The 15459-nt window shown below is 63.0% G+C and carries 15 protein-coding genes and 1 tRNA gene; 8 read left to right on the forward strand and 8 right to left on the reverse strand.

What is annotated here, in order from left to right; all coding sequences use genetic code 11:
• Window positions 1–19: 19 nt before the first annotated feature.
• Window positions 20–925 (reverse strand): DMT family transporter, encoded by a 906-nt coding sequence (locus MUU54_RS11780; RefSeq protein WP_247244205.1) that lies wholly within the window; start codon window positions 923–925, stop codon window positions 20–22.
• 308 nt (window positions 926–1233) lie between these two features.
• On the opposite strand from MUU54_RS11780, the gene MUU54_RS11785 reads away from it, so the two are divergent.
• Genes MUU54_RS11785 through MUU54_RS11795 form a run of 3 tightly spaced genes read left to right on the forward strand, consistent with a single transcriptional unit; the run spans window position 1234 to window position 4410 of the window.
• A complete protein-coding gene (locus tag MUU54_RS11785) occupies window positions 1234–2628 on the forward strand; it encodes a circularly permuted type 2 ATP-grasp protein (RefSeq protein ID WP_247244254.1) in 1395 nt (464 codons plus the stop codon).
• Window positions 2629–2631: 3 nt separating this feature from the next.
• Entirely contained in the window at window positions 2632–3576 is a 945-nt protein-coding gene (locus MUU54_RS11790; RefSeq protein WP_247244206.1) for an alpha-E domain-containing protein, read from the forward strand.
• Between the two features lie 12 nt (window positions 3577–3588).
• A complete protein-coding gene (locus tag MUU54_RS11795) occupies window positions 3589–4410 on the forward strand; it encodes a transglutaminase family protein (protein WP_247244207.1) in 822 nt (273 codons plus the stop codon).
• 24 nt (window positions 4411–4434) lie between these two features.
• Here the strand turns inward: MUU54_RS11795 and MUU54_RS11800 are convergent, their stop codons facing one another.
• On the reverse strand, window positions 4435–4746 hold the full coding sequence (locus tag MUU54_RS11800) for a hypothetical protein (protein WP_247244208.1): 312 nt from the start codon (window positions 4744–4746) through the stop codon (window positions 4435–4437).
• A gap of 169 nt (window positions 4747–4915) precedes the next feature.
• Here MUU54_RS11800 and MUU54_RS11805 point away from each other — a divergent pair, with 169 nt between their 5' ends.
• Complete coding sequence (locus MUU54_RS11805; protein WP_247244209.1) at window positions 4916–5392, forward strand: hypothetical protein; 477 nt, start codon at window positions 4916–4918, stop codon at window positions 5390–5392.
• On the opposite strand, the gene MUU54_RS11810 is transcribed toward MUU54_RS11805, so the two are convergent.
• Window positions 5374–5589, reverse strand: coding sequence for a DUF3329 domain-containing protein (locus MUU54_RS11810; protein ID WP_247244210.1), 216 nt, complete (start codon window positions 5587–5589; stop codon window positions 5374–5376). The two genes, MUU54_RS11805 and MUU54_RS11810, sit on opposite strands and share 19 nt — an antisense overlap.
• Before the next feature lie 4 nt (window positions 5590–5593).
• Window positions 5594–6808: an ROK family transcriptional regulator gene (locus MUU54_RS11815; protein WP_247244211.1), complete on the reverse strand. Its 1215-nt coding sequence runs from the start codon at window positions 6806–6808 to the stop codon at window positions 5594–5596.
• Between the two features lie 201 nt (window positions 6809–7009).
• On the opposite strand from MUU54_RS11815, the gene xylF reads away from it, so the two are divergent.
• The 3 genes from xylF to MUU54_RS11830 all read left to right on the forward strand — a co-directional run bounded on the left by xylF (window position 7010) and on the right by MUU54_RS11830 (window position 10326).
• Entirely contained in the window at window positions 7010–8050 is a 1041-nt protein-coding gene (gene xylF, locus MUU54_RS11820) for a D-xylose ABC transporter substrate-binding protein (protein WP_247244212.1), read from the forward strand.
• 161 nt (window positions 8051–8211) lie between these two features.
• Window positions 8212–9525, forward strand: coding sequence for a sugar ABC transporter permease (locus MUU54_RS11825; protein WP_247244213.1), 1314 nt, complete (start codon window positions 8212–8214; stop codon window positions 9523–9525).
• Between the two features lie 15 nt (window positions 9526–9540).
• The gene (locus tag MUU54_RS11830; RefSeq protein ID WP_247244214.1) at window positions 9541–10326 is read left to right on the forward strand and encodes an ATP-binding cassette domain-containing protein; all 786 of its coding nucleotides are present in this window, start codon (window positions 9541–9543) and stop codon (window positions 10324–10326) included.
• Between the two features lie 54 nt (window positions 10327–10380).
• Here the strand turns inward: MUU54_RS11830 and MUU54_RS11835 are convergent, their stop codons facing one another.
• Window positions 10381–10935, reverse strand: a complete 555-nt coding sequence (locus MUU54_RS11835) for an SDR family NAD(P)-dependent oxidoreductase (RefSeq protein ID WP_247244215.1) — start codon at window positions 10933–10935, stop codon at window positions 10381–10383.
• A 306-nt stretch (window positions 10936–11241) separates the two neighbouring features.
• On the opposite strand from MUU54_RS11835, the gene MUU54_RS11840 reads away from it, so the two are divergent.
• Window positions 11242–11318: transfer RNA gene (locus tag MUU54_RS11840), tRNA-Arg, on the forward strand.
• A 127-nt stretch (window positions 11319–11445) separates the two neighbouring features.
• Here MUU54_RS11840 and MUU54_RS11845 read toward each other — a convergent pair.
• The 3 genes from MUU54_RS11845 to MUU54_RS11855 all read right to left on the reverse strand — a co-directional run bounded on the left by MUU54_RS11845 (window position 11446) and on the right by MUU54_RS11855 (window position 15456).
• Window positions 11446–13629: a heavy metal translocating P-type ATPase gene (locus tag MUU54_RS11845; protein ID WP_247244216.1), complete on the reverse strand. Its 2184-nt coding sequence runs from the start codon at window positions 13627–13629 to the stop codon at window positions 11446–11448.
• Window positions 13630–13858: 229 nt separating this feature from the next.
• Window positions 13859–14485: an alpha/beta hydrolase gene (locus MUU54_RS11850; protein WP_247244217.1), complete on the reverse strand. Its 627-nt coding sequence runs from the start codon at window positions 14483–14485 to the stop codon at window positions 13859–13861.
• Window positions 14486–14496: 11 nt separating this feature from the next.
• A complete protein-coding gene (locus MUU54_RS11855; protein ID WP_247244218.1) occupies window positions 14497–15456 on the reverse strand; it encodes a glutathione S-transferase family protein in 960 nt (319 codons plus the stop codon).
• Window positions 15457–15459: the final 3 nt, after the last annotated feature.

The raw sequence follows: 15459 nt of genomic DNA on the forward strand, positions 1-15459 counted from the left end.
TTAGGCTGATACGAGAAGATCAAGCGGCGGGCTCTATGCCCGCCGCTTTTGTTTGCGCCTTCCGGTTCACCATGTAGACGCCGGCGACGACGATGATGGTTCCAACGATCATCGGCGGGGTCAGCGGCTCGCCGAACAGGAAGAGCGCCTCGACGGCGACGACCGGCGGCATGAGGTAGATCAGAGAGGCGGCGCGAGAAACCTGTCCGCGGCGGATGAGATAGAGAAGCAGTCCGACCGCCCCCATGGAAATGCCGAAGACGGACCAGGCCATGGCAAACATCGCCTCGCCCGTCCAGTCGAAGCGCAGATCCTCGAAGATCAGCGCCAGGGGCAGGGTCACGATGAAGGCGCCGATGAACTGCAGGACGGCGATCGCCAGGAGGTTGCCCTGCTGCAGGTTTCGCTTCTGGTAGAGCGTGCCATAGGTGACCGAGAACATGGCGGCGAGGTTGACAAGGACCGGTAGGCCGAGCCCGACCAGGCCGCGCTCGACCGTGTCGAGCAGCTGCGGCGAGATGGCGATCAGGATGCCGGCAAAGCCGAGCACGATGCCGATCTTCTGCAGCGGACGCAGGCGTTCTCCGATGAGGAAAGGGGCCGCAAGCGCCGTCAAAAGCGGCTGCAGCCCAGCGATGATGCCGGAAAGCCCCGCCGGCACCCCCTGCCCAATCGCCCACCAAACGCCCGCAAGGTAAAGGCCGTGGAGGAAGATACCTGACATCATCCCATGGAAGATCGCCGAGCGCTCCCGCGGCCAGCGTGCGCCGACGGCCAGACACAGCAGGGTGAAAGCGATTGCTGCAAGCGCATGCCGCGCAGCCATGAAGGTCAGCGGCTCGGCGTGCGCCACCGCAAACTTCGCAACGAGCCAACCCGTCGACCAGAGGAGGACGAAAAGCACCGGAGCGAGTCTGTCGAGCATGCGGGGATTCCGGCGGAAGGAGGATCGAACTTGCTTGGTAGACACAGGAGCGCCGGCGGTCAAAGCAGAAACGCTGACGCTTGGCCTCAATGCGGCTGATGGTGACGGGGCATCCCCTGCCCTGCAGCGACGGGGGACTGCTCAAGTTCCAGGCAGCCTCGCCGGGAGGCTGTACCCGAGGCGCCCGAGATAGCTGGGGTAGGCGAGCTCCCATATGCTGCCCCGCATCTAGCACGGTTCTTGCATTACCACATAGACTGGGTTCAACTGGAGCGAAAGGGAGGAACGGGGAATTGGCGTTCGATGAGATGTTGACTGCGGACGACCATCCGCGATCACCCTACCGGGACTACCACACCTGGTATGCGGGCCAGCATCCGGCGCATCTGATCCAAAAAGCTCGCGATGCGGAGAACATCTTCCGCAAGACGGGCATCACCTTCGCCGTCTACGGCCATGCCGACTCCTCCGAAAAGCTGATCCCCTTCGACATCATCCCGCGCATTATCGCGGCGCGCGAATGGCGGCGGCTCGCCCAGGGCATCGAGCAGCGCGTACTGGCCCTCAACGCTTTTCTGGAGGACATCTACCACAAGCAGGAGATCATCCGGGCGGGCCGCATCCCTCGCGAACTGATCGAGAAGAATGACGCCTTCCTGCCCGAGATGATCGGCTTCCGGCCGCCCGGCGGCGTCTACACCCATGTTGTCGGGACCGACATCGTGCGCACCGGCGAAGACCAGTTCTACGTGCTTGAGGACAACGCCCGCACGCCCTCCGGTGTCTCATACATGCTGGAGAACCGGGAAACCATGATGCAGATGTTCCCCGAGCTCTTCACGCTGAACCGCGTGCGGCGCGTGGAGGATTACCCCAAGCAGCTGCGCCAGTCGCTCGCCTCGCTTGCCCCGTCCGGCTGCACGGGAAGACCCTGTGTCGCCGTGCTGACGCCGGGAATCCACAATTCTGCATATTATGAACATGCATTTCTTGCCGACAGCATGGGCGTCGAACTGGTCGAGGGTTCGGACCTGAGGGTCATCGACGGCAGGGTCAAGATGCGCACCACGCGTGGCTACGAAGAAATTGATGTGCTCTACCGCCGCGTCGATGACGAGTTTCTCGATCCCCTCACCTTCCGGCCTGATTCCGCGCTCGGCATTCCCGGCATTATGGATGTCTACCGCGCCGGCAACATCACCATTGCCAACGCGCCGGGGACGGGCATTGCCGATGACAAGGCGATCTATTCCTACATGCCCGAGATCGTCGAATTCTACACAGGCCGCAAGCCGATGCTCGAGAACGTGCCTACCTGGCGCTGCTCTGAACCATCCAGCCTTGCTTATGTGCTGGAGCACCTGGAAGAGCTGGTGGTCAAGGAAGTCCATGGTTCTGGCGGCTACGGCATGCTCGTCGGTCCGACGGCGACGAAGAAGGAGCGCAGCGAATTCGCGGCGAAGCTGAGTGCCCGGCCCGCCAACTACATCGCCCAGCCGACGCTTTCGCTCTCCACGGTGCCGATCTTCGTCAACAAGGGGATTGCGCCCCGGCACGTCGACCTGCGGCCTTACGTGCTGGTCTCCGATACGGTGAAGATCATTCCCGGCGGATTGACCCGCGTGGCGCTGAAGCAGGGGTCGCTGGTGGTCAATTCCAGCCAGGGCGGCGGCACCAAGGACACCTGGGTACTGGAGGACTGAGCGATGCTTCTCGGCAGAACCGCCAATGGCCTCTACTGGATGTTCCGCTACATAGAGCGCGCCGAGAACATCGCACGGCTGGTGGACGCCGGCCTTCGCGTCTCGCTCACCCGCTTCGACAGCGGCGACGACGACTGGGACGGCGTGCTACAGAGTGCGGGCGCGCGCCAAGCTTATGCCGAGGTGCACAGCACCGCGACCTCGGCTGATGCGGTGGACTACCTCCTGCGCGACCGGCACAACCCTTCGAGCGTCATGTCCTGCATCGAGGCCGGGCGCAACAACGCCCGTATGGTGCGCACGGCACTCACTCGCGAAACCTGGGAAGCCACCAACGAGTGCTGGATCGACCTCAAGGCGCACCTCGCCCGCCGCCCGAAGGCAGCGGACCTGCCGGAACTGATCGACGTGATCAAGCATCGCTGCGGCCTCATCCGCGGCGCCTTTCACGGCTCGATGCTTAGAAACGACATCTACAACTTTTCGCGCATCGGCACCTTCATCGAGCGGGCCGACAATACGAGCCGCATTCTCGACGTGAAGTATTACGTGCTGCTGCCTGCCGTCAGCCAGGTCGGTTCATCGCTCGACAACATGCAGTGGGAATCGATCCTGCGATCCGTTTCCGCCCACCGATCCTATGGCTGGGTCTATGACGGCGAGCATCGCCCCGCCAACATCGCCGACTTCCTGATCCTCAATGGCCGCATGCCGCGCTCGCTCGCCTACAGCTACAGCAAGATCACCAGCAACCTTCATTATTTGGAGCGCGAATACGGCCTACGGCCACAGGCCATCGATACGGCAGAAACCATCAACGCGATGCTGACGCGCGGCTCAATCGTCGACATCATGGACCACGGCCTGCACGAGTTCCTCGAAGAGTTCATCAGCCGCAACAACCAGCTCGGGCGGGAGATCTCCGAGGGCTACCGCTTCTATCAATAGGACGACGCGCCCATGCGGCTGACCATCACGCACTCTACCCAATATCTCTACGACCAACCCGTCTCCTACGTGCTCCAGCGGCTGAGGCTGACGCCGGTCGACGGGCCGACGCAGCGCGTCTTGAACTGGTCGATCCAGCTGGAGGGCGCGAAGGTCGAGACGGGGTATGCAGACCAGTACGGCAACCGGGTGGAACTAACTTCCGTGGAAGGTAGCGCCTACACGATCCGCATCGTGGCGAGCGGTGAGGTGAAAACGATCGACACCTCCGGCGTCTTCGGACAGCACCAGGGGTTTTGCCCACTCTGGCTGTTCCTGCGCGAAACGCCGCAGACCAAGGCGGGCAAGCTGGTGCGGGAGATTAACAGCGGCCTTGCCGAAGACGATGGTCTGGCGCGCATGCACGCCCTGATGAACGCCATCCACAAACAGGTGGCCTATGTTCCGGGCGCCACGGACAGCGAAACTACGGCGGAGCAGGCGCTGGAAGCCGGTCGCGGCGTCTGCCAGGACCACGCCCACATCATGATCAGCGCCGCGCGGCTGCTTGGCAATCCGGCCCGCTATGTGTCGGGGTACCTGATGATGGAAGGCGTGGCGGAACAGGTGGCCACACACGCCTGGGCGGAAGTCCACCTGCCGGGCCTTGGCTGGATAGGCTTCGACGCTGCCAACAACATCTGCCCCGACGAACGCTATGTTCGCATCGCCAGCGGCCTTTCCTACCGCGATGCCGCCCCGGTCTCCGGCCTACGCATCGGGTCCGCCAATGAAGACCTTCATGTGGCGGTGACGGTGGAGCCGACGGTCAGCCAGCAGCAGAGCCAGAGCTGAGCCCGAGCCGGGTTTGTGCGCGGCTCAGGCGGCTGAGGAGAGCTGCTGGTAGCGGCGGCGGAGCGTGTTATAGGCCGCCTGCATCATGTCCATGTCCTGCAGGTGGCTGACGCCTGCCGTGGTCACCATGAGCTCTCCGACCAGAGTGGCGACGTCGCCCTCGTGGCCTCCAGAACTTTGCAGAAGCGCTTTCGCCTTGGCCTCGGATCCGCCCAGGCTGCAGTACAATGCAAACGACGCCTTGAAGAAGTTGTCTCGCAAATCTTCCACGGTCATCGGATGGGCGTCAGGGTCCATCTTCATCAGGTCCACGGCGCGGTTCTGGATTTCACTCATGACAACACGGGGATTGGCTTTACTGCGGAGAAGCACGAGACTAAGCGGGAACCTTTGTCACCGGTTAAATCCGCTAATGTTAGATCTTATCCGCAAGAAATGACATCACCGCTCCAAGACAAGCCCTGCACCATCTTCCCGTGCTCTCCTTGATCAAATGGGAGGCGCCATGCTGTTGGGGCAGTCGGTGTTCCAGTCGGTGCTGACGCGGCTGGACGAAGAGAAGCAGGAAGACGAACCGCCTGCCGAGGGGGCGGTTTTTCGCGTGCCCGGATTGACGTCTGGCTTCGTTGCCGCGACGAAGGAAACGGTTGCGTTCGGCAGTTCCGGCGCGGGCGATGCCTATCTCGAGATGCTGGCCGACAAACCGCCGCCGGAGCCGGATCCACCAGCCGAAGCACCACGAAAAGAGCCATTTGTGCCGGAGCACCTCCTGCGCATCAGCGACGCCGAAATCGCAGAAGATCTTGCGCTTACCCCCGATGAAACCGCCGAAACGCTGGCGGAAAAGCGGCGGCGCTTTGCCAAGGATAACCATCCAGATCGTGTACCTGAGGCACTCCGCGACAATGCGACCCTGCGGATGAAGACAGCCAACATCCTGATCGATCGGGCAATCCGCGACCTTTACTGGTGCTCGTCCTGATCGGCCGGCTCCGTCTTGGGCTTTCGGCCGAACTCGTAGAAGAGCTTGTAGCCGGCATAGATGCCCATCGCCCCGACGATCATACCCCAGAACGGCTCGCCGCTATAGAACTCGAACCCGGCCCAGGCGACGCAGACGCCGACGATGAGGAGGCGCGCCCAGAGCGGCTTGTACATAGGGTGGTCGATATCGATCATCTGCTCATTCTCCCGCCGCCTGGAGTGGCGCACGCTGAGCAATGATATCCTGGTCGATGAACGAAAAGGCAAGCCCGAGATGCCCTTCGAACACCAGCGACGGTTCGTCTGCCGCCACTTCCAGCCGCGGCATGCCCGACAGCTTCACCACCTGCGTCTGCGCCAGCCCCTCCTCGACTCCCTGGCTCAGGAGATCGTAGTAGCGCATGCCCGGCCCGGTAATGAAGACCGGCATGTGGCCGTGCAGGCTAAGGAGGCGCGAGAGGCCGTTGCCGAGCGCGATCCCCGCTTGGCGGAAAGCAAAACCCGCCATGCGATTGCCCTGCCGTGCCTTCCCGGCGATCTTGTCCACTTCCGCAAGCGGAACGATCTTGGCCGGGATGGTGTCGAGCGGCACCTCGAATGCGGCGCGAAGCACGGCATAGAATCCGGCATAGGCTTCGATGCAGCCGCGGGCGCCACAACGGCAGAGCGCCCCACTCGGAATGTGCAGCATGTGACCGAAATTGGGAGCCGAGATTTCTGTTTCCCCTCCTGGCCGCATCTTCGCGATGCCGAGACCGATGCTGTGGCCAAGTGACACGGCAGCAAGCGCCGGCAGAGCCGGATTCTGCCGCTGCTGCAGGGCCTTAGCGACAAGCAGGGTTTCGTTGTTGAGGAGGGTTCGCGCATTCCACCCCTGCCCCAGGACGATGCGGAAGTCGATCCCTTCACCCCCCAACATCGGCGACCAGACGAGGAGCGGCTTTTCTGCACTGACCAGCCCCTTGCTGCTGAAGGAAACCAGCAGGACTTGCTCGCGGTCGATGCTACTGCGGGAGATGAGCCGCTCGAGCGCCGCACGGATCGCCGCGGCGAAGGCTTGCGCAGAATTCTCCTGCCGCCCTTCCGTGAAGCGGTCGAGCAGGGTGCCGGCGTAGTCGACGAGGGAATATTGGATGAGGTCGGAGGAGATGACCACCACGATCACAAAGCCGCAGTCGCGGCGCTGGCCGAACAGCACGCGCGGACGGCCCCGGCCTGCGGCAGCCTGCTGCTCGATCTTCTCGATGATGGCGTGCCGCTCGAGGTCGGCGGTGATTGCGGAGACCGTGCCAGACGATAGTTTAGTGGTCTCGGAAAGCTCCGTATGGGACAAGCGGCCGTGACGTCGCAGGACCGAAAGAACCAGGGCGCTGTTCTGCTGCCGGACCAGCTCAGTGCTCGACTTGGCCAGCATCTTACGCCCGCTCCTCCTGTTACGATCTCGTCGATAGACCAGTCGGCGCCGATGCTCAATCCGCCGATTGACTCCTCAAAAAATCTCTGACATCTAATTTCTTGACTGTCGAGAAAAAAGCATTCGGCTTTGACTGGCAGCTTATCTGGCGGGGGGAGAGCACGGAGGCTTTGGCCATCCGCCGTCAATCGGGAGGATCCTATGAAGTCCATCATCAAGCTGATGGCCGGTACGGCTATCGTTGTGTCCATGGCCACTGCGGCCCTGGCCCAGGAAAAGACTGTTGGCGTGTCCTGGTCCAACTTCCAGGAAGAACGCTGGAAGACGGACGAAGCCGCCATCAAGAAGGCGCTCGAAGAAGCCGGCGCCAAGTACATCTCCGCCGACGCCCAGTCGTCCGCCGCCAAGCAGCTCACCGATGTCGAGTCGCTGATCTCGCAGGGCGCCGACGCCCTGATCGTTCTGGCGCAGGACAGCGACGCGATCGGTCCAGCCATCGAAAAGGCAACCGCGGAAGGCATTCCGGTCGTCGGCTATGACCGCCTGATCGAGAACCCGTCTGCCTTCTACATCACCTTCGACAACAAGGAAGTGGGCCGCATGCAGGCGCGCGAAGTGTTCAAGGTGGCACCGGAAGGCAACTACGTCTTCATCAAGGGCTCCTCGTCCGATCCGAACGCCGACTTCCTGTTCTCCGGACAGATGGAAGTGCTGCAGGACGCCATCGACTCCGGCAAGATCAAGAACGTCGGTGAAGCCTATACCGACGGCTGGAAGCCGGAAAACGCCCAGCGCAACATGGAGCAGTTCCTGACCGCCAACAACAACGAGGTCGACGCGGTCGTTGCTTCCAACGACGGCACTGCCGGTGGTGCGATCGCCGCGCTTGACGCCCAGGGTCTAGCCGGTTCCGTACCGGTGTCCGGCCAGGACGCCGACAAAGCCGCCCTCAACCGCGTCGCTAAGGGCACGCAGACGGTATCGGTCTGGAAGGACAGCCGTGAACTCGGCAAGAACGCTGCCGAGATTGCGCTGGCACTCGCCGATGGCAAGACCATGGACGAAATCGAGAACGTCCAGACCTTCACCGGCGGCCCGAAGGGTGCCGAAATGAAGTCGGTCTTCCTCGCACCGCTGCCGGTCACCAAGGACAATCTCGACGTCGTCATCGACGCCGGCTGGATCAGCAAGGAAGAAGCCTGCCAGGGGGTACAGCCCGGCTCGGTCGCCGCCTGCGACTAAACAAGGCTGAGCAACCGGATCCCGGCGCTGCGCGGCAGCGTCGGGTTCTGTCTTCATGGGCAGAGCCGCGAAACAAACGCGAGCGGCGGCCCGAGCCGGCGCGGCGGTCATCCCAGACGAACTGGTGATCCACTGCGCTCTCGAGAGGTGGAACGGCGGGAATGGCCGATACGATGCAAACCACGACAACCAGCGGTCCGCGACAGGCGGACACGAATGCGGTGACGCGCTTCTTTCGCGCCACCGAAATCGACACGCGCCTGCTCGGCATGGTCGGTGCGCTGCTGATCATCTGGATCGGCTTCCACATCATGACCGACGGGCTGTTCCTGACGCCGCGCAACCTCTGGAACCTGACGGTCCAGACCTCCTCCGTCGCCGTGATGGCGACTGGAATGGTGCTAGTGATCGTCACCCGCAACATCGATCTGTCCGTCGGCTCGATACTCGGCTTTACCGGCATGATCATGGGTGTGATGCAGGCGCAGATCCTGCCCAACATCCTTGGCTTCGGTCATCCGGCGATCTGGGCCCTGGCACTTGTCTGCGGTCTAGTAGTCGGAGCAATGGTCGGTGGCCTTCACGGCCTGATCATCGCCTTCCTCGGCGTTCCCTCCTTCATCGTTACCCTCGGCGGCCTTCTGGTCTGGCGCGGCGCCACCTGGTTCGTGACGAGCGGCCAGACGGTTGCCCCGATGGACCCCACCTTCCGCCTGATGGGCGGCGGCACGGAAGGCTCGATCGGCGCCACCTGGAGCTGGATCGTGGGCCTCGCCGCCTGCGTTGCCATCATCGCGGCGATCGTCAACGCACGCCGCCAGCGCAAGCGCTTCTCCTTCCCGCGCAAGCCGATCTGGGCCGAATACGTCATCGGCGGCATCGGCTGCGTGATCGTCCTTGCGGTCGTTCTAGTTGCCAACAGCTATCACTGGCCGGTCGCGATCGCCCGCCGCTATGCTGAGGCGAACGGCATTGCCTGGCCGGAAGGCGGCCTGGAGATCTCCCACGGGATCGCCGTCCCGGTGCTGATCGCGATCAGCGTCGGCATCGTGATGACCTTCATCTCCACCCGGCTGCGCTTCGGCCGCTACGTCTTTGCCATCGGCGGCAACCCGGAGGCGGCGGAACTGGCGGGCATCAAGACCCGCTGGGTGACGGTGCGCATCTTCGCCCTGATGGGCATTCTTGCGGCCATTGCCGCCGCCATCTCCACAGCCCGCCTCAATGCGGCGACGAATGCTCAGGGCGAGCTCGACGAGCTTTACACCATCGCTGCGGCGGTGATTGGCGGGACCTCGCTTGCCGGCGGCGTCGGCACGATTGCCGGCGCCATGCTCGGTGCGCTCGTCATGCAGTCGCTGCAGTCCGGCATGGTGCTGCTCGGCATCGACACGCCGCTTCAGCGGATCGTCGTCGGAGCTGTTCTCGTTCTGGCCGTCTGGCTGGACACGGTCTACCGCGCCCGGGCCAAGTAAACAGGAGTTTTCATCGTGACGGACCAGCATACTCCGCTCGTGGAAATGCGGAACATTTCCATCTCCTTCGGCGGCATCCACGCTGTCGAGAACGCCAGCATCGACCTTTTCCCGGGCGAGGTCGTGGCACTGCTCGGCCATAACGGCGCCGGCAAGTCGACCCTGATCAAGATCCTCTCCGGCGCCTATCGCCGCGATGCGGGCGACATTCTCATCAACGGCGAGCCGGCCGAAATCCGCAACCCGCGTGACGCCAAGCACTACGGGATCGAGACGATCTACCAGACGCTTGCCGTCGCCGACAATGTCGATGCGGCCGCCAACCTTTACCTTGGCCGCGAGTTGCAGACCCCCTGGGGCACGCTGGACGACGTCGCGATGGAAGCCAATGCCCGCGAGGTGATGGGCAGGCTCAACCCCAACTTCAAGCGGTTCAAGGAACCGGTGAAGGCGCTGTCTGGTGGTCAGCGCCAGTCGGTGGCGATCGCCCGCGCGATCCTCTTCGACGCCCGCATCCTGATCATGGACGAGCCGACGGCCGCCCTTGGACCGCAGGAGACTGCGCAGGTGGGCGACCTCATCAAGCAACTGAAGCGAGAGGGCATCGGCATCTTCCTGATCAGCCACGACATCCACGACGTCTTCGACCTGGCCGACCGTGTCTTCGTGATGAAGAACGGCCAAGTGGTGGGCCATGCGCGCACGCAGGACGTGACCAAGGACGAAGTGCTCGGCATGATCATCCTCGGCAAGTGCCCACCCGGCGCCACCCCCGGGCCGGGCGCCATGGTGGCCGCCTGAGAGAGGACAGGAAAACCGGCATGCAAGTCGCCTGCCGGGTTTTCCCCTCGCCCCTCACCACTCGATGACGCTGCCGTCATAGGCGAAGAAGCCGCCGCTCAGCGCAGGCTCCAGCCGGTCGAGAACATCAAGTAGTAGGGCTGCCGACTGATCTGGCGAAAGCTGGTTGCACCGGGCGCCGTAAGAGTCCGAAAGCCGCGTAGCGACCGTTCCCGGATGCAGGGCCGCGACCACGGCACCGGGATGGGTGCGACGCCCTTCGATGGTGGCAGTCCTGACGATCTGGTTGAGCGCGGCCTTCGAAGCGCGATAGAACATCCAGCCGCCGAGCCGGTTGTCACCAATTGACCCTACGCGGGCGGACAGCGTCGCAAAGATCGCCCGCTCCTGGCGTGGCAGGAGCGGTAGGAAATGCTTCATCAGGAGCGCCGGGCCAATTGCATTGACGGCAAACTGCCGCGCCATGGCCGCCGGATCGAGCGCCTTGATGGTCTTTTCGGGCCCGATCCCATCAATCGTCAGCGCGCCGGATGCATCGAAGATGAGGTCGAGGCCCCCTCCCCGACCCAGTCGGCTGGCTGCCTCCGCCACTGATGGCTCATCTGTCATATCGAAACCGGGATCGTCCCTGCGGGACAGTGTTTCGAACGTTGCGCATTAGGGAACTGCCCGCAACCGCGCTGCCACGGCACTCCCGATCCCGCCGTTCGCGCCCACCACCAGCGCCCGATACCCCTGTTTCAGCGATTGCATGATCCCTTACCCTCAGCTTGGACAGCAATACGTGCGCCCCCACAGGCCGGTTTCACCCTCGCCGCGATTTTCCGCCCGCCCCGCGCCAAGAGGCATTGAAGCGCCGCGCATCCTGAGGTAAGGAACTGCCATCGGAGCGGCGAGTCATCTCGCTGAAGGTTAGCACCCGTAGCTCAGCTGGATAGAGTGTTGGATTCCGATTCCAAAGGTCACAGGTTCGAATCCTGTCGGGTGCGCCATTCTCTCTCACGCTCACCATGAGCGCGTTCCAGCCGGGCACTAGCGCGTAGCCAGCCCGGCGTGAGAGCGAACTTTCTCATCTACGGGCCTATTTCTCTTATCGATCAAAGCTAGGACTCGCCATCACTATCTGATCGGACGCAGCAGGCGCAGCGCGTTCATGGTCACCAGCACGGTTGCTCCGGTATCGGCAAGGATGGCCGGCCACAGCCCGGTGATCCCGATGATCGTCGTGACCAGAAAGACCGCCTTGAGGCCGAGCGCGATGGTGATGTTCTGGTAGATGTTGCGCATCGTGCGCTTCGAGAGATCGACCATGAGGCCGACGTCGCCCACCCGCCCATGCAGAACCGCTGCATCCGCAGTCTCCAGCGCTACGTCGGTTCCGCCGCCCATGGCGATCCCGACGTCGGCGGCGGCAAGGGCCGGAGCGTCGTTGATACCGTCGCCGATCTTGCCGACCACGAACCCTTCTCGCTTGAGCTCGCCGACTATCCGCTGCTTGTCTTCGGGCATCAGTTCAGCGCGGACCTCGATGCCGAGCTGAGCTCCGATGGCGGTGGCTGTCCGCTTGTTGTCGCCTGTCAGCATGACGATCTTGATGCCCGCATCCGTCAGCGTCTTCAGCCCGGCTACTGCGTCGGCCCGCGGCTCGTCTCTCATGGCGATCGCACCTGCAAGGACGTTTCCGATGACGAGAACGGAGACGGCCTTCCCTTCGTCGTTGAGGGAGGTAATCGTCTTCGAATGCGCCATCGGCATCGAAACACGTTCGGCGGCGGCCTTTGGCGAGCCGAAGAACACCTCGACCCCGTCAATTACTGCGGTCACGCCCTTTCCGCCGAGCGCCTTGGCGTCGGTGGCTGCCGGAGCATCGATCCCGTCCTCGTCGGCCCTTTCGAGCACCGCCAAAGCGAGCGGATGGCTTGAGCCCATTTCGAGCGCGGCTGCATAGCGCAGGACCTCGTGGACCTTTCGGCCGAACGGAACGACGTCGGTCACCTTGGGCTTACCTTCCGTGAGCGTGCCCGTCTTGTCGAAGGCGATGGCGGTAAGCTTGCCAAGTCCTTCAAGAACGGCGCCGCCCTTCAGGAGCAGGCCGCGGCGCGCACCCGACGACAGCGATGCGGCGATGGCGGCCGGCGTCGAGATGACGAGGGCACACGGGCAGCCGATCAGAAGAACTGCGAGCCCCTTGTAGACCCATTCGCTCCAGACGCCGCCGCCGAGCAGCGGAGGGATGACGGCGACCAGCACGGCCACGACGACGACCCCCGGCGTGTAGTAGCGGGAGAAGCGATCGATGAAGCGTTCGGTCGGAGCCTTCGATTCCTGCGCCTCCTCGACAAGCCTTACGACGCGGGCGATGGTGTTATCGGCGGCGGCGGCCGTAACTCTCACACGTAGCGCAGCATCGCCATTGACCGTGCCCGCGAAGACATTGTCCTCGACGGCCTTCCGGACCGGAACGCTCTCACCTGTAACAGGGGCCTCGTCGACCGAACTCTCGCCCGCGACGATGACGCCGTCGGCCGAGATCCGGTCGCCTGGGCGGACGAGGATGATCGCACCCACTTCAAGCGTCTCTGCGGGAACTTCGCGGATCTTCCCGGCGTCCTCCAGCAACGCCGTCTTGGGCACCAGTGCCGTCAGCGATCTGATGCTGTCGCGCGCCTTGCCCGCAGCCACGCCCTCGAGCAGTTCGCCTACCAGGAACAGGAACACGACGGCGGCCGCCTCCTCCGTGGCGTCGATGAACAGCGCGCCGACGGCGGCGATGGTCATCAGCATCTCGATCGAGAACGGAGTGCCTGCCATTGCCGCCATGATGGCGCGACGGGCGATCGGAACGAGGCCGACCAGCATTGCGACGATAAACGCGTAGGTCGCAATGTCAGGGAACAGAAGACCGATGCCGTAGGCAAACACGAGTGCGGCGCCCGCCATGATGGTCAGGCGGCCCTTCCCGCTCCTCCACCAGGGTCCTTCGGACGGGCCGTGGTCGTGGTCGTGGTGGTTGGCGTGATGTTCGACCCCGGAGCCTACACCGTGCGCGTGTTCCGTCACCGGGGTAGCAGAAGCCGACCTCGGACGTATTGGCGTCGCCTGAAATCCCAGCCCCGAAAGCTTCGTACCCACGGCCTTGAGATCGCTGGCGTCGTCATGGGTGACCGTCATCGTACCGGCAGTCACGGAAACGGTGACGTCGGAGATGCCAGGCATGCGCCTGACGGCCGTGTCGATCTTGGTCGCGCAAGACGCGCAGTCCATCCCGTCGACGCGGAATTTCGTCTGTGTCGGCCCATTCATGTGCGGATCCTCATGCTGTCCATAAGGATGGTCTACGACCTCTAGCCGCTAGAGGTGCAAGAGAAAAAATGAGAAGTGCGAATCCTTGTCCGGACGAGGACGATGAAGAGGTATCGCGGGGGAGTAGATGGTTTCTAAACCGCCGACGGTTCATCTCCGCTCGCCGCGCGTAAGTTTTGAAGACGCGCAACGCAAAGAGCCCATCATTGAACAGCGTGGACGTCTACAGTCAGGGCAGAAGCCGCGACAGCGATGCTGCGAGAAAACTGCCGGCCTTGTCCGCCCCTTCGATGGAAATTGTGTGAGGCAGACCAGGAACTATGACTGTCTCGACGGCGACGCCGAGTGCCCGAAGAGTGACGGCAGCCCTGGTGCTTTCAGTTGCCGGGATAATCTCATCCCCGCTGCCGTGTATCAGCAGAACAGGAGTACGCAGGGCTGGCTGAAGCGGCAGCGGCGAGGCAAGCCGTCCGGAGATGCCGACTACTGCGCCGACCGGCCACCGGCCTGACGCCACCGCGTCGAGTGCCATGATTGTGCCCTGGGAAAAGCCGACGAATGCGATACGGTCCAGCCGGTTGGAGAAGTCGTTTTCCTCGATGACCGCCGAGACCACGGCATCGAAGGAAGGCCGCGCGTCGTGGACTCGTCCGGCACGGTTTTCCTCTGTCACTCCGGCGACGCTGAACCACTGGTAGCCCGAACCGAAGCTGGAAGCGGCAGGTGCATCGGGGGAAGCAAAGGCGGCGCCAGGCAAGGCGGTTGTCCAAGCGTCGGCAAGCGGTGCGAGGTCGCTGCCGCTTGAGCCGACACCGTGGAGCATGATGACAAGGACATCGGCTGCGTTGGTAGACATCGTTTCGTCCTTCATGCCGTTGCGAACGGCAGTTGCGGGCCGACGGGAACGATTCCTGTCGGATTGAGTGCCTTGATCGAATAGTAACCGCGCTTGATGTGGTCGATGTTCACTGTTCCTCGGACGCCGGGGATAGCAAGCACCGTCTCGACATAGCGGCTGAGACTTGGGTAGTCCGCCAGCCGGCGCAGGTTGCACTTGAACAGGCCGTGATAGGCGGCATCAAAACGGATGAGAGTAACGAACAGCCGCACGTCTGCCTCGGTCATCCGGTCGCCGAACAGGAACGGGCCGCGGTTCTCAAGCCGCGTCTCCAGTTCGTCCAGCATTGTGAAGACGTCGGCAAAGGCTTCTTCATAAGCGATCTGGGTCGTCGCGAAACCCGTGCGGTAGACGCCGTTATTGAGCATCGGGTAGATGCGCTCGTTCAGCCCGTCGATTTGCGCGCGCAGATCTTCTGGGTACAGGTCGATGCTTTCGTCACCGAGAGACCCGAAGCCTGAGTTCAGCATTCTCAGAATATCGGCGGACTCGTTGTTGACGATGGTACGGCGCTCCTTGTCGAACAGGACTGGGACTGTCGCGCGGCCCGTGTAAACAGAATCGGCGCTCGTGTAGATCTCATGGAGGAAGCTCGCTCCGTTGACGTCATCAAGGTCGGAGCCGGGATAATCGCCGAAACGCCAGCCCTGATCGGAAAGCGCCGGCTCGACGATGGACACCGAGATCACGTCCTCGAGCTTCTTGAGGGCACGCCCGATCAAGGTGCGCGACGCCCAGGGGCAGATCAGTGCGACATAGAGATGGTAGCGCCCAGCTTCAGCTTTGAACCCGCCTTCGCCGGTCGGGTCGGCTTCGCCATCCGGGGTGATCCAGTTGCGGAAACCGGAAATCTGCCGAACGAAACCGCCCTTTTCGTCCGTCGCTTGAACCGGATGCCAGTCGGCCGTCCATTTACCTTCGACAAGCATGTT

The sequence above is a fragment of the Pseudorhizobium tarimense genome, assembly GCF_022968135.1.
GTDB lineage: Bacteria > Pseudomonadota > Alphaproteobacteria > Rhizobiales > Rhizobiaceae > Neorhizobium > Neorhizobium tarimense.